We start from the raw sequence: 20,234 nt of genomic DNA on the forward strand, positions 1-20,234 counted from the left end.
CGACACTCCTTGATCCAGGATAACCCAGTCTGCAATGCATGCCGCCGACTTGTCAATTGCAACACAGGCGCCACAAGGCGACCCTCTCACAAGTGACAGGGTCGCTGCGCTTCAGCCCGCCGCGGGCGCCACGGCGCGCAAGACCTCGAGCGCATTCGGCACCGCCGCGAAGGCCGCGGTATTGTCGAAGATGCACCACAGGTCGGTGCCACCGGCCGTGTGTTCCCGAATCCGCCGTTCGACCCGGCGCAGGAATTCCGGCGGATAGCTGGAGTAGTACACCCTGGGCGTGCCGTGCAGGCGGATATAGGTCGCGGCCGTGGTCGGCACGTGCGGACCCGGCTGGCCGGCCGCCGGGTCGGCGATCACGCGCGTGACGGCGTGTTCGGCCAGCAGCGCGGTGGCCGCTTCGCCGAACCAGGCCGGATGGCGCGCCTCCAGCGCCAGCATGCAGCCGAAGCGCGCGCGCAGGCGCGGCAGGAAGTCGCGCGCTGCGGCTTCGTCGAAGACGCCGCTCGGCGGCAACTGCACCAGCACGCAGCCGAGCTTTTCCCCGAGCTCGCCGGCTTCGCGGGCGAAGCGGTCGAGCGCTTCGTCGACGTCCTGCAGGCGCGCCTCGTGCGTGATGGCGCGCGGCAGCTTGACAGAAAAGCGGAAAGACGCCGGCACCATGGCGGCCCACTTGGCATAGGTCTCGGGGCGGTGCGGACGGTAGAACGAGGAATTGATCTCGACGCCGGGGAACACCCGTGCGTAGCGTTCGAGATGGCTGCCCTCGATCGGGAAGGCGGCCGCGGCATCCTTGTGGATACTCCAGCCGGCGCAGCCGACCAGGCGTGCGCCGATGGCGGCAGGTTGCAGATCGCTCATGTAGACCCATGGTCGGGGGCTGGCGCCCGGGAGCCGATTCTATGCCGAAAGACTGACCGTTCGTCGCACGCATCTGCCATCCGTCGCATGGCGTGCGGCGCCTGGCGCACTTGCCTTACAATAAACATATTGACATCAACACAGCAACAGGAGGCAGCATGAGCGATCCGCTCCACATCGTTTGTCCGCATTGCGACGCCGTCAACCGCATGGCGGGCGAACGCCTGGCCGATAACCCGGTCTGCGGCAAGTGCACCCAAGAACTGTTCACCGGCAAGCCGCTGGACGTGGCCGGCACCCGCTTCGACAAGCACGTCGCCCGCAACGACATTCCGGTGCTGGTCGATTTCTGGGCGCCGTGGTGCGGACCGTGCCGCGCGATGGCGCCGGCCTACCAGCAGGCCGCCGGCCGGCTGGAACCGCAGATACGCCTGCTGAAGGTCGATACCGAAGCGGCGCAAGACCTGGCGGCGCGTTTCGGCATCCGCAGCATCCCGACCCTGGCGCTGTTCCAGGGCGGTCGCGAAGTGGCGCGCCAGGCCGGCGCCATGGATGCCGGCAGCCTGGTGGCCTGGGTGCAGTCGCATGCCCGCGCCGCTGCCTGACATGCAGGCTTGTAAGCTTTCAAACAACCACCACCAACCCGGAAGACACCATGTCGCAAGAACTCGTCTATGAACGCGGCGTCGAGGACGCCAAGCAATTTGCCCGCATCCTATACGTCGCGCACGCCCTCACCTTCCTGTTTTCGGCCGGCATGCTGTCGATCCTGGTATTGATCGTCAACTACGTCAAGCGGCCGGACACGGCCGGCACCCTGGTCTACAGCCACCATACCTGGATGATCCGCTCGTTCTGGTGGTACGCGATCTGGTTCGCGCTGGCCACCGTGATCTTCTTCACGCTGGGGTTCATCCTGATCGGCTTGCCGATCGCCTGGGCGATGTGGGGCATCGCCTGGATCTGGATGGCCTACCGCATCATTCGCGGCTTTCTGGACCTGAACAACAACCGCGCGATGCCGGTCTGATAGCGCCTAAAAAACCTTCATGGCGGCGTTGCAGCGTCTCGCCGTACATGACTACTGTCTTCGACGCTGCGCCTTGCCCTGAAGGTTTTGTTAGACGCTATGACAGATGTGCAAACGCCTGCTCCAGGTCGGCGATCAGGTCGTCGACCGCTTCCAGGCCGATGTTGAAACGCACCAGGATGCCGGCGTCGCTCCAGCCGCGGCGCATCGCCTGGATGCGGTACGGCACCGCCAGGCTGTGCGTGCCGCCCCAACTGTAGCCGATGCCGAACAGGTGCAGGGCGTCGACGAAGCGGTCGGTCTGTTCTTCCGTATAGCGCGCATCGAACAGCACCGAGAACAGGCCGCCGGCGCCGGTGAAATCGCGTTTCCAGGTTTCGTGGCCGGGGCAATCGTCGAAGGCCGGGTGCAGCACCCTGGCGATTTCCGGACGCGCCTTGAGCCAGGCCGCGACCTCGCGCGCCGCCCGGTCGTGGGCGTCGAAGCGCAGTTGCATGGTTTCCAGGCCGCGCAGCACCAGGTAGGCGTCGTCGGCGCCGACGCCCAGCCCCAGGCGCATGTGGGCCTGGGCGATGCGGTCGTTCAGCGCGCGCTCGCGCGTGATGACGGCGCCCATCAGCACGTCCGAACCGCCCGACTGGTACTTGGTCAGCGCCTGCATCACGATATCGGCGCCGACGTCGAAGCCGCGCAGCGCCAGGCCGGCGGCCCAGGTATTGTCGAGCGCGACCAGCACCCCTTTCGCGTGGGCGGCGTCGCTGATGGCGCGCAGGTCCGGCACTTCCATCGACACCGAACCGGGCGCCTCGGTCCAGACCAGCCTGGTGTTCGGCTGGATCAGGTCGGCGATGCCGGCGCCCACCAGCGGATCGTAGAAGCGCGCGGTGATGCCGAAGTCGCTCGATAGCCAGCGGCCCAGTTCGCGATTGGGGTTGTAGACATTGTCCGGCAACAGCACGTCGTCGCCGCTCTTGAGCAGCGCCAGGTCGACCATCGAGATCGCCGCCAGGCCGGACGGCGCCAGCAGGCAATGGTTGCCGCCCTCGATCTCGGCCAGGCGCGCTTCCAAGGTGAACGTGGTCGGGGTGCCGTGCAGGCCGTAGGTGTAGGCGTCCTTGTTCTTCCAGTCGCTCGCACGCATGCTGGCCACGTCCTTGAACAGGACGGTGGAGGCATGGTGGATAGCGGTGGGAAAGGCGTCGAAACCGGCTGGGGCGCGGTAGTCGCTGTGGATCAGGGTGGTTTGGGGTGATTTTTTGGTCACGACTTGCTCCGGACAATGGAAAGCTTGGCCACCACCTCGTCGTCCCCGCGAAGGCGGGGACCCATACCGAGCAAGAAAACTTGGTAGCCGGAAGCAATCAGAATGCTTCAAAAATACCAACTTTTGACACTCATTATGGGTCCCCGCCTTCGCGGGGACGACGGTCTTTAGGCCAGCAATACTATTTTGGACAGTAGTGCGCCTGCGCGGGGAGTCGTTTCCGGCAATGCCGGGAACGACGGTGGATGCGCTTTGATCAGTGCGACGGATCGTATCAAGCCACGGTCGCCCACAGATCGTGCGCGTCGGCCTTGGTCACCACCACCTCGATGAACTCGCCCACGGCCGGCTTGGCCTTGCCCGGCGCCAGCGCGCGCTTGATGTGGACCACGCCGTCGATTTCTGGTGCGTCGGCGCTGGTGCGGCCGATCGCTTCGCGCGGGCCGACCTCGTCGACCAGCACGCGCAGGCGCTTGCCGACCTTGGCCTGCATGCGTTTCAGCGAAATCTCTTCCTGCAGCAGCATCACGCGCGCACGCCGTTCCTCGCGCACCGCTTCCGGCACCGGATTGTCCAGTTCGTTGGCGGTGGCGCCTTCGACCGGTGAGTAGGCGAAGCAGCCGAGGCGGTCGATCTGCGCTTCCTTCAGGAATTCCAGCAGGTATTCGAACTCCTCTTCCGTCTCGCCCGGGAAACCGGCGATGAAGGTCGAGCGGATCGTCAGGTCCGGGTTCATCTTGCGCCAGGCCAGGATGCGGTCCAGGTTCTTTTCGCCGCTGGCCGGACGCTTCATGCGTTTCAGGACGTCCGGGTGCGCGTGCTGCAACGGAATGTCGAGGTAGGGCAGGACGTGCTCGCCCATCAGCGGGATCACCTGGTCGACGTGCGGGTACGGGTAGACGTAGTGCATGCGCACCCAGGCGCCGTATTGCTTGGCCAGCTTGCCCAGTTCCTCGGCCAGTTGCGTCATGTGGGTCTTGACCGGGCGGCCGTTCCAGAAGCCGGTGCGGAACTTGACGTCGACGCCGTAGGCGCTGGTGTCCTGCGAGATCACCAGCAATTCCTTGACGCCCGACTTGAACAGGTTCTCGGCTTCCTGCAGCACCTCGTGGATCGGGCGCGAGACCAGGTCGCCGCGCATCGACGGGATGATGCAGAAGCTGCAGCGGTGGTTGCAGCCTTCGGAGATCTTCAGGTAGGCGTAGTGTTTCGGCGTCAGCTTGACACCGTGGTCCGGCACCAGGTCGACGAACGGGTCGTGCGGCTTGGGCAGGTGGGTATGCACCGACTCCATCACCTCGGCCACCGCGTGCGGACCGGTCACGGCCAGCACCTTCGGGTGCACCTTGGTGATGATGTCGGCGCCCGACGCATCCTTCTTGGCGCCCAGGCAGCCGGTGACGATGACCTTGCCGTTCTCGGCCAGCGCTTCGCCGATCGCGTCCAGCGATTCCTGCACCGCGGCGTCGATGAAGCCGCAGGTGTTGACGATCACCAGGTCGGCGCCGGCGTAGGACTTGGCGGTCTCGTAGCCTTCGGCGCGCAGCTGGGTCAGGATCTGCTCGGAATCGACCAGCGCCTTGGGGCAGCCGAGCGAGACGAAGCCGACCCTGGGCGCGGCCGCGCCCGGCGCGTGCATGGCCGGCGGAATGAGGGCCGCGTTCGGCGCGACTTCGACGGCGCCGGTGACTGGATCGAGGGTGGCGGGAATGGGATTACGGCGGAGTTCTTGCATGTCGGATTGCAGAGAAAATTCTGGGCAATCTGCGATTGTACAGGAAGCGGGAGGGTTGAGCGACAGGCGGGGCAAAATGGTGACAGGCCGACTGTCCGAGATAATATTGCCGACCTGGAGACCGTCGTTCCAGGCACTACCTGAAACGACTCCCCGCGCAGGCGGGGACCCATACCGAGCATCGGAACTCGATACATTAAAAAGCAACTCTACTACGCGGAAACCGCCAATTCCGGATACGGGGCATGGGTCCCCGCCTGCGCGGGGACGACGGAGCGCGGCAGACAACAATTGTAAGGTGTACAGCCAGATCACTTCTTCTCAGGCGGCGTCCCGAACGGGAATACGCCGAACATCGCCTTGCTCTGCGACTGCATCTGCTCCTGCATCTGCAGGAACAGGTTCTTGCTCTGGTCGATGTAGTTGTTCATCATGCCCTGCATCATCGGGCCCTGGATGTTCATGAACTGGGTCCACATCTCGGTGTTCAAAGGCTTGCCTTCCAGCGCGCCGGTGGTCGAGCCGACGAACTTGTTCTGGATGTCGGTGAATGCCTGCACGTTCTTTTCCAGGTACGAACCCATCATGCCCTGCATCGCGTGGCCGTAGTAGCGGATGATCTGCGAGAGCACGCTGCTGGAAAACATCGGCACGCCGTGCGCTTCTTCTTCGAGGATGATCTGCAGCAGGATGCTGCGGGTCAGGTCTTCGTTGGACTTGGCGTCGACCACCGTGAACTCGTCGGCGTCGAGCACCAGCTGCTTGACGTCGGCGAGCGTGATGTAGGAGCTGGTCTGGGTGTCGTACAGCCGGCGGTTCGGATATTTCTTGATCAGGCGTTCGCTACTCTTTTTCGTACTGCTCATCTCGGTTCCATGATGTGCGCCTGGGCGCTTTTCTTATACGGCAGCCGCAGGGATCGCCTGCGGTGTCTCCGATTCCAATGGGATACGCCGCTAAAAATACCACGTTGCGTACGCAGGTGCAGCAATTATTCAACGAGCAACTTCATTTTTCTGCAAACAAGTTACCCTGTTTGCATGAACCGGTTTCCCGGTCTTGGCCGGTGGGCACGGGCGCCGGCCGGGGCGATCGGCAGTGCCGGCCAGGGCGAGGGGCGGCCACCGGCCGGGGATGGCGTCAGTCGGCGCGCGCCTTGACGTAGCGTCCCGGCGCCGGCTCGATGGCCTGGTAGCCGACCCCGCCCGGCGCGTCCGGCGCCGGCACGTCCTGGCCGCCCTGCTCGGCCAGGAATGCGGCCCATTCCGGCCACCAGCTGCCCTTCCTTTCGGTGGCGCCGGCCAGCCAGTCGCTCGGCGACGGCTTGCCCCTGCCCTTGCCGTCGCCACCTGCGGCGCCGTCGGCCACCCAGTAGCTGCGCTTGTTCTTCGAGGCTGGATTGATGACCCCGGCGATGTGCCCGGACGCGCCCAGCACGAAACGGTTGGCCTTCGGCTTGTTCGGATTCAGCAACTGCATCGACAGGAACGCGGCGTCCCACGGCACGATGTGGTCTTCGCGCGAGCCGTACAGGAAGGTCGGACAATCGATCGCGCCGAGGTCGACCGGCACGCCGGCGACGGTCAGTGCGCCCGGCACCTTCAGCTTGTTTTCCAGGTAGGTGTTGCGCAGGTACCAGCACACCATCGGGCCCGGCAGGTTGGTGCTGTCGGCATTCCAGTACAGCAGGTCGAATGCCGGCGGGTTCTTGCCCTTCAGGTAGTTCTGCTGCACGTAGTTCCACACCAGGTCGTTCGGGCGCAGCGACGAGAACATGGTGGCCAGGTCGCGCCCCGGCATCAGCCCGCCGCGCGCCATCTTCTGCTCGCGTAGCGCCACTTGCGCCTCGTCGACAAACACGTCGAGCACGCCGTTGTCGCTGAAGTCGAGCAGCGTGGTGAACAGGCTGAGGCTGGCCGCCGGCTGGTTGCCGCGCGCGGCTTCCACCGCCAGCGCGCTGGCGGCGATGGTGCCGCCCACGCAAAAGCCGAACACGTTGACTTTTTCCTGGCCCGAGATGGCGCGCGCCGCCTCGATCGCCCTAATGGCGCCGCGCTCGACGTAGTCGTCCAAGCCCAGCTTGCTCATGGCCTGGTCCGGATTACGCCAGGACATCATGAACACGGTATTGCCCTGCTCTACCAGGTAACGCACCAGCGAGTTTTCCGGCTGCAGGTCGAGGATGTAGTACTTGTTGATGCACGGCGGGATCATCAAGAGCGGCACTTCGTGCACGGCCGGCGTGCTCGGTGCGTACTGGATCAGCTGGAACAGGTCGTTCTCGAACACCACCGTGCCCGGGGTGACGCCGACGTTGCGGCCGACCTCGAACGCGGATTCGTCCGATTGCGAGATGCGCCCCTTCTGCAGGTCCGCCAGCATGTTGGCCATGCCCTTGCCCAGGCTCTCGCCCTTGGTCTCGATCATCTGTTGCTGGGCTTCCGGATTGGTCGCCAGGAAGTTGGCCGGCGACAGCGCATCGACCATCTGCTGCACCGCGAAGCGGATCTTGTGCTTGTCGCGCGGCTTGGCCTCGACCGCCTCGGCCAGCGCGGTCAGGAACGCCGCGTTCAGCAGGTAGGAGGCAACGCTGAAGGCCGACATCGGGTTGGCGGTCCATTCCGGCGCGGCGAAGCGCTTGTCCTGGAATGCCGGCGTCTTGCCGGTGGCAAAGTCCTGCCACAGCCGCGCCGCCTTCTGCAGGTAATCGTCGCGCAGCGCTTCCAGCTTCGCCGGCGACACGCTGGCGTTGAAGTCGCCCAGCATGCGCGTCATCATGGCGGCCGGATTGGCGGCGTTCATCGCCGCGGCGGCGCCCGGCGCGGCGGCGCCCGGCGCGCCCATACCGGAAGCGGAACCGGCGCCGAAGCCATCGGGCATCTTCATCCACGCCTGCCAGGCGTTGGGATCGGAAAACTGCGCCAGCCAGGGAGCGGCAAACATCTGCGGAAAAGCGTCGGGCGTGTTCATATCGGCATCCATTGTTAGAATCGGTTCGTTTGCCAGCGCAAGGAGGGTCGCATGTGGATCGTTGCCATCGGATGGATGTATGTCGTGACCCTGATGGCGGCGACCGCGCCGAGCGTCGTTGGCGGCATCATGACGTTTTTCGGATTCGGCATGCTGCCATTATCCCTTGTTTTGTATATTGCCGGAGTTCGCTTCCGGCGGCGCCCGCGGCCGCAGCCGCCCGCGCCCATGCCTGCGCCTGCCGATGACGATTAGAACCAGATCAGGCTGGCCTGGCGTCCGCTGACGCCGTCGCGGCGGTAGGAATAAAACACATCGCGCTCGCCGAAGGTGCAGCGTCCGCCGCCATGCACGCGCGTCACGCCGTCGCGCGCCAGCATCCTTCTTGCCAGCAGATACATGTCCGCCAGGTACTTGCCTGGCTTGCCGGGCAGCGAGCGGAAGGCATCCGCGCACCCGCCCGGCAAGGCGATCTCGAACGCCTGCAGCACGTCTTCGCCCACTTCGAACGCATCCGGCCCGATCGCCGGCCCCAGCCAGGCGGTGATCTCGCCGGCGCCGGCCGCGCGCATCGCCGCCAGCGTGGCGCCCAGCACGCCGCCCGCCAGGCCGCGCCAACCGGCGTGGGCGGCGCCCACCACCTTGCCGTCGAGACCCGCGAACAGCACCGGCAGGCAATCGGCGGTCAGGATCGCACACACCACGCCCGGCGCCGTTGCGATGCTGGCGTCGCCGCTGCGCACCGGCGCGCCGGGCTGGACGCTGGCGGCATCGACCACGTCGGCGCCGTGCACCTGAGAAATCCAGGCCGGCCGGCCCGGCAGGCAAGCCTGCAGGCGCGCGCGGTTGGCGGCCACGGCGGCAGGATCGTCGCCGACGTGCAGGCCCAGGTTCAGCCCGCCGCCGCCCTGCCCGTCGTCATATGGACCGCTGCTTTCGCCGCCGATGCGGGTGGTGGCCAGCGCCTGCACGCCGGCCGGCAGGTCGGGCCAGTCGGGCCGGATCAGGCTGTCCGCGAAGTCCGCGTCCATGTCACGCCTCACGCCGCTTCAGGTTCTTCGATGCCGACGCGTTCCAATAGTTCCGCAAAGTCGGCCGCGAGCGGCACCACCCACTCCATGTGCTCGCCCGTGGACGGATGGCTCAGGCCGAGGCGGCGCGCCTGCAGCGCCTGGCGGTGGAAGAACGGCATCAGGTGCGGCTTGCCATACACCGTGTCGCCCACCAGCGCGTAGCCGAGCGACTGCATGTGCACGCGGATCTGGTGGGTGCGGCCGGTCTCCAGGCGGCACTGCACCAGGCTCACCGGACGACGGTCGAGCTCGCCGGTTTCCAGCAGCTCGTAGTGGGTGATGGCCGGCTTGGCCATCGGCGCGTTCGACACCGCCATCTTGACCCGGTCCTTCGGGTGGCGGCTGATCGGCGAATCGATGGTGCCGGACAGGCGCGGCGTGCCCCACACCAGCGCCAGGTACTCGCGCTTGACGGTGCGCGCCTGCAACTGGCGCACCAGGTCGGTCTGCGCTTCCAGGGTCTTGCCCACCACCATCAGACCGCTGGTGTCCTTGTCCAGGCGGTGCACGATGCCGGCGCGCGGCACCGACACCAGTTGCGGGCAATGGTGCAGCAGGCCGTTGAGCAGCGTGCCCGACCAGTTGCCCGAACCCGGGTGCACGACCAGGCCGGCCGGCTTGTTGATCACCATGATGGCGTCGTCCTCGTGGACGATGTCCAGCGCCATCGCTTCCGGGGTGTAGGCGGTGTCTTCCGGCGCCGGCTGCGGCAGCACCAGCACGGTCTCGTCGCCGTAAGCGGTACCCTTGCCCTTGGCCGGCTTGCCGTCCACGGTGACGTGGCCGTCGTCGAACCATTGCTGCAGGCGGCTGCGCGAGAATTGCGGCACCAGGCCGGCCACCACCTTGTCCAGGCGCTGGCCGCAGTGCGCGGGCGCCAGCTGCAGGGTGATCGGGGCGAAATCGGCGCCGGTGCCCGCGTTGGGGAAGTCGGCGTCCAGTTCATCGTCGAGGTCGGGGTCGAAAGGCATTTCCGCCGAATTCGGCGCAGCAGTTAATATCACGTCAGTCCCATCGGCTATAATCAGCCGTTCAAAGAGTCTCAGGAACGCGCCCACCGGCCAGCCAGGACAGTTCCACGGCAACATGGCCCTCCGGCATACGCCAGACGGTGCGCGCTCCTTTCGGTAAAACTTTCTTGCAAAAAGCTTATGCAAAAAAAATTGTCTGTATTAATCGTGACTGGCGCCCTGCTAAGTTTGTCCGCTTGCAGTTTGTTACCGAAGGGAAATGACGAAAGCAAGAACGTGTCAGCATCGAAATTATACGCTGACGCGAAGGATGAAATGGCCGGCGGCCATTACGAAGCCGCGATCAAGCTGTACGAGCGCCTCGAATCGAACTACCCGTTCGGCACCTACGCCGCCCAGGCGCAGATGGAAATCGCCTATGCCCACTACAAGGCGCAGGACCAGGCCGAGGCGCTGGCCTCGGTCGAGCGCTTCATCAAGCTGCACCCGAACCACCCGAACGTCGACTACATGTACTATCTGCGCGGCCTGGTCAACTTCAACGACCAGATCGGCTTCCTAAGCTTCATCTATTCGCAGGACCCGACCGAGCGCGATCCGAAGGCGACCCGCGAAGCCTTCGCCGCCTTCAAGGAGCTGGTCGATAAGTTCCCGGACAGCAAATATGCGCCGGATGCGCTGGCGCGCATGAACTACCTGATCAACGCGATGTCCTCGTACGAAGTGCACGTGGCGAACTATTACTACCGCCGCGGCGCCTACCTGTCGGCGCTGAACCGTGCCCAGGGCGCCGTGACCCAGTTCCCCGACGCCACCGCGCGCGAGGAAGCGCTGTTCATCATGATCCGCAGCTACGACAAGCTGGGCATGTTCGACCTGCGCGACGACACCCAGCGCATCTTCCAGAAGAACTATCCGGACAGCCGTTTCCTGAACCCGAACGCGCGCGGCGACGCGGCGTGGTGGAAGTTCTGGGCCAAGTCGGGGCCGAAGCCGGCGCCCAAGGACGTGGTGGTAAAGCAATAAGAAAACATGTTCTTCGCAATAATACTGCTGGCTTGAAAGCCGTCGTTCCCAGCATTGCCGGAAACGACTTCCAGGCACTGCCTGAAACGACTCCCCCTTGCAGGCGCACTACTGTCCAAGATACTATTGCTGGCCTAAAAACCATCGTCCCCACGAAGGCGGGGACCCATGCTGAGCATCCACAGTTGGTATTTCTGAAATATTCTAGTTGCTTCAATGGTAACGAATTTTGTTGCTCAGTATGGGTCCCCGCCTGCGCGGGGACGACGAGCTATGGGTTAAAGCAGAGCTAACGATTATCTTGGACAGTAGTGCGCGAAGGCGGGGACCCATGCTGAGTGTCCGAAGTCGGCATTCTTGAAGCACTTGAGTTGCTTCTAATTCACCGAATTCTGTTGCTCATTATAGGTCCCCGCCTTCGCGGGGACGACGTTGTCATTGCAGCTTGACCGAACGGTATTTGGGCACTCTACGCCGACGCCTGCTTGGCGCCCGCCAGCGGCGACACCACCGGCGCGCCAGGCGCTAAATCCTCTTCTTCCAGCTCCAGCGGCGCCGGCACGCCGTCCAACGCGCGCCGCAATTGGGCCCGGTCGAGCGCCCCCACCCAGCGCGCCACCGCCATGGTCGCCACCGCGTTGCCGATGGTGTTGGTGACGGCGCGCGCCTCGGACATGAAGCGGTCCACGCCCAGCAGCAGCACCATGCCGGCCACCGGGATCTTGCCCATCGACGCCAGCGTGGCCGCCAGTGTGATGAAGCCGGAACCGGTCACGCCGGCCGAGCCCTTCGAGGTCAGCATCAGCACGCCCAGCACCACCAGCTGGTCGGTCAGGGTCAAGGGCGTGTTGGTGGCTTGCGCGATGAAGATGGCGGCCATGCTGTAGTAGATGCATTGCCCGTCCGGATTGAAGGTGACGCCGGCCGGCACCACCAGCCCGACCACCGGCTTCGAGACGCCGGCGTGCTCCAGCTTGCGCATCAGCTGCGGCACCACCGATTCGGACGAGCTGGTGCCCAGCACCGTCAGCAGTTCGTCCTTCAGGTAGCGCAGGAACTGCCACAGGCTGAAGCCGGATACGCGCGCCACGCCGCCCAGCACCACCAGCACGAAGGCCACGCAGGTCAGGTACATGCAGCCCATCAGCTGGCCCAGCGACAGCAGCGACGCCAGGCCATACTTGCCGACCGTGAAGGCGATGGCGCCGAACGCGGCCAGCGGCGCCACGCGCATGATCATGCCGACCACCACGAACATGCCGTTGACGAAGGCGTCGAGGAAATCGACCACCGGCTTGGCGCGCCGTCCCAGGCGCGACAGCGCCACGCCCATCAGGGTGGCGAACACCAGGATCTGCAGGATGTCGTTCCTGCCCAGCGCGTCGACCAGGCTGGTGGGGATCATGTTGAGGAGGAAGTCGACGACCCCGTGCGGCTTGGCCGCCGCCGCGGTGTAGCCGGCGATGGCGTGGGTGTCGAGCGCGCGCGGGTCGACGTTCATGCCGACGCCCGGCTGCACCGCGTTCACCACCACCAGCCCGAGCAGCAGCGCGAAGGTCGACATCACCTCGAAATACACTAGCGCGCGCACGCCGACGCGGCCCAGTTCCTTCATGCTTTCCATCTTGGCGATGCCCAGCACCACCATCGAGAAGATGACCGGCGCGAACACCATCTTGATCAGGCGGATGAAGGCGTCGCCCAGGGGTTTCAGGTCGGTGCCGAGCTGCGGCGCCAGCACCCCGAGCAGGCAGCCCGCGAGCACGCCGATCAATACCTGCACGTACAGCTGGCCGAACAATCGCTTGAACATGCTTGTCTCCTGTGTGATTGTCTTGCATGGAGAGCCGCCCGGCCCGCGCTCTGGCGGCCGGGTCGGGGCGGCTCGGCGCCGGCGCACTGCCGGCCGGCGACCGGGTGCGCGGCGTCAGGCTGCCTGGCGCGCCTGGCCGGCGGCAGCGCCGCCGTCCGCTTCGGCCAGGATCGCGCACACGGCGTCCGTCACCTCGGCCGTGGTGGCCGTGCCGCCCAGGTCGCGCGTGTGCAGCGCCGGGGTCGCCGTCACGCGCTCGATGGCGGCCATCAGGCGCCGGGCCGCGGCCTCTTCGCCCAGGTGCTGCAGCAGCATCACGACCGACCAGAAGGTGCCGACCGGATTGGCTAGCCCCTTGCCCATGATGTCGAAGGCGGAGCCGTGGATCGGCTCGAACATCGACGGATAGCGTCGTTCCGGGTCGATGTTGCCGGTCGGGGCGATGCCCAGGCTGCCGGCCAGCGCCGCCGCCAGGTCGCTCAGGATGTCGGCGTGCAGGTTGGTGGCGACGATGGTGTCCAGGCTGGCCGGGCGGTTGACCATGCGCGCGGTGGCGGCGTCGACCAGCTCCTTGTCCCATTGCACGTCCGGGAATTCGTGCGACACCTGCAGCGCGATCTCGTCCCACATCACCATCGCGTGGCGCTGGGCGTTGCTCTTGGTGATCACGGTGAGCAGCTTGCGCGGCCGCGACTGCGCCAGGCGGAAGGCATAGCGCAGGATGCGCTCGACGCCGGCGCGGGTCATCATGCTGACGTCGGTGGCGACCTCGATCGGGTGGCCCTGGTGCGCGCGTCCGCCCACGCCCGAGTATTCGCCTTCCGAGTTTTCGCGCACGATCACCCAGTTCAGGTCGTCCGGGCCGCAGCGCTTGAGCGGCGCGTCGATGCCGGGCAGGATGCGCGTCGGGCGCACGTTGGCGTACTGGTCGAAGCCCTGGCAGATCTTCAGGCGCAGGCCCCACAGCGTGACGTGGTCGGGGATGTCCGGGTCGCCGGCCGAGCCGAACAGGATGGCGTCCTTGGCGCGCAAGGCGTCCAGGCCGTCGGCCGGCATCATCGCGCCATGCTGGCGGTAGTAGTCGCCGCCCCAGTCGAAATCCTCGAACTCGAACTGGAAGCCGGCGCCGGCGCCGGCGCCGGCCAGCGCGGCCAGCACCTGGCGCCCGGCCGGCACCACTTCCTTGCCGATGCCGTCGCCGGGAATGGTTGCGATGCGATAGGTCTTCATGCGTGTCTCCTTGATTGGACTGTTGTGACGGGCCCAATGTACGCGCTGGACGGCGCCCTTTCGCACCGCTACACTCAAACCATTGTTAACCCCCGGCTCAATAATCGGGCCGCAAGAAAGGCCCCATGACCGACGGTTTCCAGCCGGCCGAACTGAGCTTCATGGTGACCCTGGCCACCGCCGGCAGCCTGAGCGCGGCGGCGCGCGAGCTCGGCATCACCACGGCGGCGGTCAGCAAGCGCCTGGCCGCGCTCGAGGCGCGTGTGAAAGTGCCGCTGGTGAACCGCAGCACCCGGCGCATGCGCCTGACGCCGGACGGCGAGGTGCTGCTGGAACACGCGCGCCGCATCCTGGCCGACATCGACGCGCTCGGCCAGTTGATGGCGGCCGGGCGCGAGACGCCCAAGGGCCAGCTGCGCGTGAACGCCACGCTCGGTTTCGGGCGCCTGCACGTGGCGCCCGCGATCTCGCGCTACGTGCTGCGCTATCCGGAGGTCGACGTGCAGCTGCAGTTGTCGGTGGACCCGCCGGCGCTGACCGACGATGTGTTCGACGTCTGCATCCGCTTCGGCGCCCCCTACGACACGCGCGTGATCGCGCGCCGGCTGGCGTCCAACCGGCGCCTGCTGTGCGCGGCGCCGGCCTACCTGGCGCGCCACGGTACGCCGCGCACGCCCGCCGAGCTGGCGCGCCACAACTGCATCAGCATCCGCCAGGGCGACGAAGCCTACGGCAGCTGGCGCCTGCTCGAGAGCGACACCGGCGAGCGCCAGGGGCAAGCGGTGAAGGTGCGCGGCAACCTGACCACCAACGACGGCGAGATCGCGGTCAACTGGGCGCTCGACGGCCACGGCATCCTGATGCGCGCCGAATGGGACATCGAGCGCTACCTGAAAAGCGGCCGGCTGGTGGAGGTGCTGCCGGACTACCGCACGCCGGACGCCGACATCTACGCCGTCTACCAGCAGCGCCACCAGCTGTCGGCGCGCATCCGCAGCTTCGTCGATTTTCTGGCCGCGACCTTCGCGCGGGGGTGAACCGCGCGCCGGCCTTCAGGGGTCCTGCGGCAGGCGTGCCACCATCCGGTCCAGCGCCACGCCCATGCTTTCGCGCCCGTCCAGCCAGGCCAGCCAGTCGGTCTCGATCAGCGGCGCGAACCCTGCCCACGGCCGCGCGACCAGGCCGGCCTGGTCGGCATACGGCCGGTACGCGATGCCGTAGACGATCTTCGGCGCCGCCCGTGGGCGCTTTCCACATCATATCCGCCGGGAGGCCGCCCAAATTCCTCCAATCCTCACACCCCCCGGGTCCGGCTCATACTTCGCGCCGCCGGCGGAACAGCCACTTGTCGCCACCGGAAGCCGCCTCGTCGAACGCATAGCCGTCGCGGTCGAAATCCTTCAACTGCTGCGGATCGGTGATCGCCCGTTCGGCCGCATAGCGCGCCATCATGCCGCGCGCGCGCTTGGCGTGGAAGGAGACGATCTTGTACTTGCCGCCCTTCCAGTCCTCGAACACCGGCGTGATCACCGGCGCGTCCAGCAGCCTCGGCCTGACCGACTTGAAGTACTCTTCCGAGGCCAGGTTGACCACCGCAGTGGCGCCCGACTCGGCGAGATCCGCGTTGAGCGCGCCGGTGACATGGTCGCCCCAGAACGCGTACAGATCCTTGCCGCGCGCATTGGCCAGGCGCGTGCCCATCTCCAGGCGGTACGGGTGCATGCGGTCGAGCGGGCGCAGCACGCCGTACATGCCGGACAGGATGCGTACGCGCCGCTGCAGCCAGTCGAGCGCGCCGGCGTCCAGGCTGCGCGCGTCCAGGCCGGTGTAGACGTCGCCGTCGAAGGCCATCACGGCCTGGCGCGCCGTGCCGTGGTCCGGGTGCCAGTCGGCGTAGCGGGTGACGTTGAGCACGGCCAGCTGGTCGGAAATCGACATCAGCGCGCCGACCTGGGCCGGAGACAGGGTTTTCAAGTGCGTCGCCAGTTCGGCCGCGTGGTCGATGAAGCGCGGGGTAGTGGCGTGCTGCGTGGTGGATGGCGTGTCGAGGTCGAGCGATTTGGCGGGCGAAAGTACGATCAGCATGTTCGGGAACGGGGTCCAGCGGGTAGAATTGCTGCCATGATACCTGCTCCAGCGAAACCGATTGTTCTCGACACCAATGTCTGCCTCGACCTGTTCGTGTTCCACGACCCGCGCTGGGCCGGCCTGCTGGCCGCGCTCGCCGGCGGCGCCGTGCAGGCAGTGACGCGCGCCGACTGCCGCGACGAATACCTGGCGGTCCTGCACTACCCTCACCTGCCGCTCGACGACGACTCGCGCCCGCGGGCGGCGGCGCGCTTCGACGCCCTCATCCAGGTGGTGGCACCCGGCCAGAAACCGGTACGGCTGCCGGCCTGCAGCGACCGCGACGACCAGAAGTTCCTGGAAGTGGCGCGCGACAGCGGCGCCGCGGTGCTGGTCACCAAGGACAAGGCGCTGCTCAAGTGCGGCAAGCGCACCGCAAAGGAGGGCCTGTTCCGCATCATGGGTCCGGAAGCCTGGATCAAGACCGAACTGCCGGCGCCGCCGCCTTCCGCGCTAGAATAAAAGCATCGATCGACCTGCCCACCACGACCTCATGAGCACACCCGTCCTGCAATCGCGCCTGCCGGCCGTCGGCACCACCGTTTTCACCCTGATGTCGAACCTCGCCGCAGAACACGGCGCCGTGAACCTGGGCCAGGGTTTCCCCGATTTCGCCTGCGACCCGCGCCTGCCGGAACTGGTGAGCGAGGCCATGCGCGCCGGCTTGAACCAGTACCCGCCGATGCCCGGCGCGGCGCCGCTGCGCGCAGCCATCGCCGCCAAGATCGCCGCGCTGTACGGCCGCGCCTACGACGCCGCGACCGAGATCACGGTCACCGCCGGCGCCACGCAAGCCATCGTCACGGCGATCCTGTGCGCCGTCCATCCGGGCGACGAGGTCATCGTGATCGAGCCGGCCTACGACAGCTACCTGCCGGCGATCCGCCTGGCCGGCGCGGTGCCGGTGACGGTGCCGATGCGCCTGGACGAGGCCGGCTACCACGTGCCCTGGAACGACGTGGCCGGCGCGGTCACGCCGCGCACGCGCATGGTCGTCATCAACAGCCCGCACAACCCGACCGGCAGCATCCTGCGCCCCTGCGACCTGGACGCGCTGGCGGCGATCGTCGCCGATACCGACATCCTGGTACTCTCGGACGAGGTCTACGAGCACATGGTGTACGACGGCGAGCAGCACGCGTCGGTGAGCCGCCATCCGGTGCTGGCCGAGCGCGCCTTCGTGGTGTCCAGCTTCGGCAAGACCTACCACGTGACCGGCTGGAAGATCGGCTACGTGGCGGCGCCGGCCGCGCTCACGGCGGAATTCCGCAAGGTGCACCAGTACGACCTGTTCAGCGTGAACACGCCGATGCAGCACGGCCTGGCCGCCTACATGGCCGACCCGGCGCCCTACCTGGACCTGCCCGCCTTTTACCAGCGCAAGCGCGACCTGTTCCGCGCCGGGCTGGCCGGCACGCGCTTCACCTTGCTGCCGGCGGACGGCACCTACTTCCAGTGCGTGCGCTACGACGGCGTCTCGGATTTGCCGGAAGCCGAGTTCGCGCAGTGGCTGACGCGCGAGATCAAGGTGGCGGCGATCCCGGTGTCGGCGTTCTACCGCGGCGGGCGCGAGTCGGGGATCGTGCGCTTCTGCTTCGCGAAACAGGACGAGACGCTGCGGCTGGCGCTGGAGCGGCTGGCCAGGGTCTGAATGACGCTGGAGAAGCGAATATCTACGTCGTCCCCGCGCAGGCGGGGACCCATAGTGGGCTTCCGAAGTCCGGCACGTCGAAGTACCGCGGTCATTTCCATTGTCGCGAATTTGGTTGCTCGGTATGGGCGCGGGGACGACGGAGGTGGCTGCTCAGATGTCGGAAACGACAGTCCGTACCATCCTTTACCGCCCCAGCGCCTGCATCTGGCGTTCCACGAACGCCTGCAATTCCTGCGACAGCGCCCCGCTCGCGCGCGCCCTCTGGAACGCCTCCAGCGCCTCGCCATTGCGCTTGTCGGCCTGCAGCGAGATGCCCAGTCCCATCCACCAGATGCCGTTGGCGGGGGCGCCGCGCAGCGCGGCCTGGTATTCGGCCGCCGCTTCGCGGTGGCGCCCCTGGCGCTGCAGGGCGCCGGCCAGGAAGGCGTGGTAGTCGGGGTCGTTGCCGGCGTACGGCAGGGTGCGCATCAAGGTGTCGATGCCGCTGCCGCCGCGTTCGATCTGCAGGCGCGCCAGCAACATCGCCGGCCGCGGCTGGCGCGGGTCTTGCGCCAGGCCCAGCTGCAGCTGGCGCATGGCCTCGTCCGGGCGCCGGGCTTCGATCAAGAGGCCGACCAGGGTCTGGCGCGCCGCGTCGTGGCCCGGGTCGATGCGCAGGGCCGCTTCCAGCGCGGCGACCGTCTCGCCCATGCGTCCTTCCTGCAGGCTGGCCAGCGCGCGCCGGTATTCGCCCTCGGCGCGCTGGGACGCGCTGTCCTGGCGGCCCTGCACGGCGCCGCGCTCGCGCACTGCGGCTGGACGGCCGGCCAGTACCCCGGCCGCCTGCGCGCGGCGCGCTTCGCGATTCTGCAGTTCCAGCATCAGCGCATTGCGCACCGCGCGCGCCTCGCTGCTGTCGGGTTCCATCGAGGCCACCGACTTGACCGGCGCGACGGGCGCAGCCACGGCGGCCGGCGTGCCGGCTGCCGGTGCAGCGCCATCGTCGATGCCGCGCCGGGCGGCCGGCGGCGACGTCCGTGCGGCCGGTTCTTCGATGACGCGCGCGGCGCGTGCGGATGCCGTCCACGCCGCCGCGTCCGTGCCGGCGCGCGCCGCTGCCGGCGGGTCGGCCGGCGCCTCGCGCATCGGCATGGCCGCGGGCGCAGCCGGCATTGCAGCCGGCGCCGCAGTCGACAGACTGCCGGGCTGCGCCTCCAGCGCCGCCGGCGTGGCCGCGCCACCCGCCGCATCCCGCGCCGGCGCGCCGGTCCCGGCGCCATCGCCGGCCGGGGTGGTCGTGATGACGCTGCTCATCCCCTGCCCCGGCCGCAACGTGCCCGGCGCCGGCCTGGCGCCGGCGTCGGCGGCCAGCACCGCCGGCGCCGGCGCGCTCCCCTCCTGGACGGCCTGCAGCCGGCCCGAGGCGAACCAGACCAGCGCCGTGCCGGCGCAGGCGCCGGCCACGGCCGCCGCGATCGTGCGCGGGCTCGGGCGCACAGCGCGCCGCGGCGGCGCCACCGGCTTGACTTGCGCCGGAAAAGCCTCGCCGGCGCCGGTGCCGCGCGCGTCCAGGTCCTGCAGCATCTTGTTAATCAGGCTCATCGCGTCAGTGCCCAGGTCATGCCGGCAGCCAGGCTGGCCCCCAGCGTCGTCAAGGCCGCCCACGGCCAGGCGCGGCGCCGTTCCAGCGCCATGGTGTCGCGCGCCGCCGCGCGCACGTGCGCGCCCGACACTTCGTGGCGGCCTTCGCCGTAGCACAGCATCAGCGCCTTGTGCGCCAGGATGTTCACCAGGCGCGGCACGCCGCCGCTGGCCCGGTACAGGCGCGTCACCGCGGCCTGCGAGAACAGGCGCGCGCCCTCGAAGCCGGCCACGCGCAGGCGGTGCGCCACATAGTAATCCAGGTCGTCGCGGCGCAGGGGGCCGAGGTGGTAGTGGAAGGTGATGCGCTGGGCCAGCTGGCGGATCGATTGCAGCGCCAGCTTGCGGTCCAGTTCCGGCTGGCCGAACAGCACGATCTGCAGCAGCTTGCGCTTTTCGGTCTCCAGGTTGGTCAGCAAACGCAGCGCTTCCAGGCTCTCGAGCGGGATCGCCTGCGCCTCGTCCAGGCACAGCAGCACGCGCTTGCCTTCGCCGGCCAATGCCAGCAGGCGCGCGTTGACGGCTTTGAGCAGCTGGTGCTGGTCGACGTCGCGCGCCAGCGCGAGTTCCAGCTCGTCGGCCAGCGCCAGCATCAGCGTGCGCGGCTCCAGGTACGGGTTCGGGATGTAGGCGGTGACGAAGTCCGGCCCCAGCGTGGCCATGAACTTGCGGCACAACAGGGTCTTGCCGGTGCCGACCTCGCCGGTGATCTTGATGAAGCCCTCGCCGGCGCGCGCCGCCACCAGCAGCGTGTTCAGCGCTTCCTGCGAATGCGGGCTGCCGAAGAAGAAGCTGGTGTCCGGGGTGATCCCGAACGGCAGCTCGCGCAGGCCGAAATGGGTCGCATACAT

General features: G+C 67.3%; 19 protein-coding genes. 7 read left to right on the plus strand and 12 right to left on the minus strand.

Features of this window, described 5'->3' with window-relative positions; all coding sequences use genetic code 11:
- Positions 1–111: 111 nt before the first annotated feature.
- Positions 112–870, minus strand: a complete 759-nt coding sequence (locus tag HH212_RS23565) for a DUF72 domain-containing protein (protein ID WP_170204711.1) — start codon at positions 868–870, stop codon at positions 112–114.
- 158 nt (positions 871–1,028) lie between these two features.
- On the opposite strand from HH212_RS23565, the gene trxC reads away from it, so the two are divergent.
- Entirely contained in the window at positions 1,029–1,475 is a 447-nt protein-coding gene (gene trxC, locus HH212_RS23570) for a thioredoxin TrxC (protein ID WP_170204712.1), read from the plus strand.
- Positions 1,476–1,525: 50 nt separating this feature from the next.
- Positions 1,526–1,900 (plus strand): DUF4870 family protein, encoded by a 375-nt coding sequence (locus HH212_RS23575; protein WP_170204713.1) that lies wholly within the window; start codon positions 1,526–1,528, stop codon positions 1,898–1,900.
- 97 nt (positions 1,901–1,997) lie between these two features.
- Here the strand turns inward: HH212_RS23575 and HH212_RS23580 are convergent, their stop codons facing one another.
- From HH212_RS23580 to phaC, 4 genes are all read right to left on the minus strand, one after another.
- The gene (locus HH212_RS23580) at positions 1,998–3,164 is read right to left on the minus strand and encodes a cystathionine beta-lyase (protein WP_170204714.1); all 1,167 of its coding nucleotides are present in this window, start codon (positions 3,162–3,164) and stop codon (positions 1,998–2,000) included.
- A gap of 274 nt (positions 3,165–3,438) precedes the next feature.
- Entirely contained in the window at positions 3,439–4,803 is a 1,365-nt protein-coding gene (gene rimO / locus HH212_RS23585) for a 30S ribosomal protein S12 methylthiotransferase RimO (protein WP_170205646.1), read from the minus strand.
- A gap of 407 nt (positions 4,804–5,210) precedes the next feature.
- Positions 5,211–5,765, minus strand: coding sequence for a polyhydroxyalkanoate synthesis repressor PhaR (gene phaR / locus HH212_RS23590; RefSeq protein WP_170204715.1), 555 nt, complete (start codon positions 5,763–5,765; stop codon positions 5,211–5,213).
- Positions 5,766–6,039: 274 nt separating this feature from the next.
- A complete protein-coding gene (phaC, locus tag HH212_RS23595; RefSeq protein ID WP_170204716.1) occupies positions 6,040–7,869 on the minus strand; it encodes a class I poly(R)-hydroxyalkanoic acid synthase in 1,830 nt (609 codons plus the stop codon).
- Between the two features lie 51 nt (positions 7,870–7,920).
- On the opposite strand from phaC, the gene HH212_RS23600 reads away from it, so the two are divergent.
- Complete coding sequence (locus HH212_RS23600) at positions 7,921–8,124, plus strand: hypothetical protein (RefSeq protein WP_170204717.1); 204 nt, start codon at positions 7,921–7,923, stop codon at positions 8,122–8,124.
- On the opposite strand, the gene pgeF is transcribed toward HH212_RS23600, so the two are convergent.
- Positions 8,121–8,900, minus strand: coding sequence for a peptidoglycan editing factor PgeF (gene pgeF, locus HH212_RS23605; protein WP_170204718.1), 780 nt, complete (start codon positions 8,898–8,900; stop codon positions 8,121–8,123). The genes HH212_RS23600 and pgeF overlap by 4 nt on opposite strands.
- A gap of 8 nt (positions 8,901–8,908) precedes the next feature.
- Complete coding sequence (locus HH212_RS23610) at positions 8,909–9,913, minus strand: RluA family pseudouridine synthase (RefSeq protein WP_170204719.1); 1,005 nt, start codon at positions 9,911–9,913, stop codon at positions 8,909–8,911.
- Positions 9,914–10,093: 180 nt separating this feature from the next.
- Between HH212_RS23610 and HH212_RS23615 the strand changes: the two genes are divergently transcribed.
- A complete protein-coding gene (locus HH212_RS23615; RefSeq protein ID WP_170204720.1) occupies positions 10,094–10,939 on the plus strand; it encodes an outer membrane protein assembly factor BamD in 846 nt (281 codons plus the stop codon).
- A 469-nt stretch (positions 10,940–11,408) separates the two neighbouring features.
- Here the strand turns inward: HH212_RS23615 and HH212_RS23620 are convergent, their stop codons facing one another.
- On the minus strand, positions 11,409–12,752 hold the full coding sequence (locus HH212_RS23620; protein WP_170204721.1) for a dicarboxylate/amino acid:cation symporter: 1,344 nt from the start codon (positions 12,750–12,752) through the stop codon (positions 11,409–11,411).
- A 114-nt stretch (positions 12,753–12,866) separates the two neighbouring features.
- Positions 12,867–13,982, minus strand: coding sequence for a tartrate dehydrogenase (locus tag HH212_RS23625; RefSeq protein ID WP_170204722.1), 1,116 nt, complete (start codon positions 13,980–13,982; stop codon positions 12,867–12,869).
- 125 nt (positions 13,983–14,107) lie between these two features.
- On the opposite strand from HH212_RS23625, the gene HH212_RS23630 reads away from it, so the two are divergent.
- Positions 14,108–15,019: a LysR family transcriptional regulator gene (locus HH212_RS23630; RefSeq protein ID WP_170204723.1), complete on the plus strand. Its 912-nt coding sequence runs from the start codon at positions 14,108–14,110 to the stop codon at positions 15,017–15,019.
- Positions 15,020–15,296: 277 nt separating this feature from the next.
- Here HH212_RS23630 and yaaA read toward each other — a convergent pair whose 3' ends face one another.
- A complete protein-coding gene (gene yaaA, locus HH212_RS23635) occupies positions 15,297–16,067 on the minus strand; it encodes a peroxide stress protein YaaA (protein WP_170204724.1) in 771 nt (256 codons plus the stop codon).
- Between the two features lie 36 nt (positions 16,068–16,103).
- On the opposite strand from yaaA, the gene HH212_RS23640 reads away from it, so the two are divergent.
- Positions 16,104–16,571 (plus strand): PIN domain-containing protein, encoded by a 468-nt coding sequence (locus tag HH212_RS23640; protein WP_170204725.1) that lies wholly within the window; start codon positions 16,104–16,106, stop codon positions 16,569–16,571.
- Positions 16,572–16,602: 31 nt separating this feature from the next.
- Positions 16,603–17,760: a pyridoxal phosphate-dependent aminotransferase gene (locus tag HH212_RS23645; RefSeq protein ID WP_170204726.1), complete on the plus strand. Its 1,158-nt coding sequence runs from the start codon at positions 16,603–16,605 to the stop codon at positions 17,758–17,760.
- A gap of 186 nt (positions 17,761–17,946) precedes the next feature.
- Here HH212_RS23645 and HH212_RS23650 read toward each other — a convergent pair whose 3' ends face one another.
- Both HH212_RS23650 and HH212_RS23655 read right to left on the minus strand, forming a co-directional pair.
- Positions 17,947–19,344 carry a tetratricopeptide repeat protein gene (locus HH212_RS23650; RefSeq protein ID WP_170204727.1) on the minus strand — a complete coding sequence of 466 codons (1,398 nt, stop codon included), beginning with the start codon at positions 19,342–19,344 and terminating at the stop codon, positions 17,947–17,949.
- Positions 19,341–20,234, minus strand: coding sequence for an ExeA family protein (locus HH212_RS23655; protein WP_170204728.1), 894 nt, complete (start codon positions 20,232–20,234; stop codon positions 19,341–19,343). Before HH212_RS23655 ends, HH212_RS23650 begins: the two co-directional genes overlap by 4 nt.

Origin of the sequence: Massilia forsythiae (genome assembly GCF_012849555.1) — a bacterium.
Taxonomy (GTDB): domain Bacteria; phylum Pseudomonadota; class Gammaproteobacteria; order Burkholderiales; family Burkholderiaceae_D; genus Telluria; species Telluria forsythiae.

Coding starts and splice junctions, on each gene's coding strand:
- HH212_RS23565 (WP_170204711.1), bottom strand. CDS start 870: ATGAGCGATCTGCAACCTGCCGCCATCGGCGCACGCCTGGTCGGCTGC.
- trxC (WP_170204712.1), top strand. CDS start 1,029: ATGAGCGATCCGCTCCACATCGTTTGTCCGCATTGCGACGCCGTCAAC.
- HH212_RS23575 (WP_170204713.1), top strand. CDS start 1,526: ATGTCGCAAGAACTCGTCTATGAACGCGGCGTCGAGGACGCCAAGCAA.
- rimO (WP_170205646.1), bottom strand. CDS start 4,803: ATGCACGCGCCGGGCGCGGCCGCGCCCAGGGTCGGCTTCGTCTCGCTC.
- phaR (WP_170204715.1), bottom strand. CDS start 5,765: ATGAGCAGTACGAAAAAGAGTAGCGAACGCCTGATCAAGAAATATCCG.
- phaC (WP_170204716.1), bottom strand. CDS start 7,869: ATGAACACGCCCGACGCTTTTCCGCAGATGTTTGCCGCTCCCTGGCTG.
- HH212_RS23600 (WP_170204717.1), top strand. CDS start 7,921: ATGTGGATCGTTGCCATCGGATGGATGTATGTCGTGACCCTGATGGCG.
- pgeF (WP_170204718.1), bottom strand. CDS start 8,900: ATGGACGCGGACTTCGCGGACAGCCTGATCCGGCCCGACTGGCCCGAC.
- HH212_RS23610 (WP_170204719.1), bottom strand. CDS start 9,913: ATGCCTTTCGACCCCGACCTCGACGATGAACTGGACGCCGACTTCCCC.
- HH212_RS23615 (WP_170204720.1), top strand. CDS start 10,094: ATGCAAAAAAAATTGTCTGTATTAATCGTGACTGGCGCCCTGCTAAGT.
- HH212_RS23620 (WP_170204721.1), bottom strand. CDS start 12,752: ATGTTCAAGCGATTGTTCGGCCAGCTGTACGTGCAGGTATTGATCGGC.
- HH212_RS23625 (WP_170204722.1), bottom strand. CDS start 13,982: ATGAAGACCTATCGCATCGCAACCATTCCCGGCGACGGCATCGGCAAG.
- HH212_RS23630 (WP_170204723.1), top strand. CDS start 14,108: ATGACCGACGGTTTCCAGCCGGCCGAACTGAGCTTCATGGTGACCCTG.
- yaaA (WP_170204724.1), bottom strand. CDS start 16,067: ATGCTGATCGTACTTTCGCCCGCCAAATCGCTCGACCTCGACACGCCA.
- HH212_RS23640 (WP_170204725.1), top strand. CDS start 16,104: ATGATACCTGCTCCAGCGAAACCGATTGTTCTCGACACCAATGTCTGC.
- HH212_RS23645 (WP_170204726.1), top strand. CDS start 16,603: ATGAGCACACCCGTCCTGCAATCGCGCCTGCCGGCCGTCGGCACCACC.
- HH212_RS23650 (WP_170204727.1), bottom strand. CDS start 19,344: ATGAGCCTGATTAACAAGATGCTGCAGGACCTGGACGCGCGCGGCACC.
- HH212_RS23655 (WP_170204728.1), bottom strand. CDS start 20,234: ATGTATGCGACCCATTTCGGCCTGCGCGAGCTGCCGTTCGGGATCACC.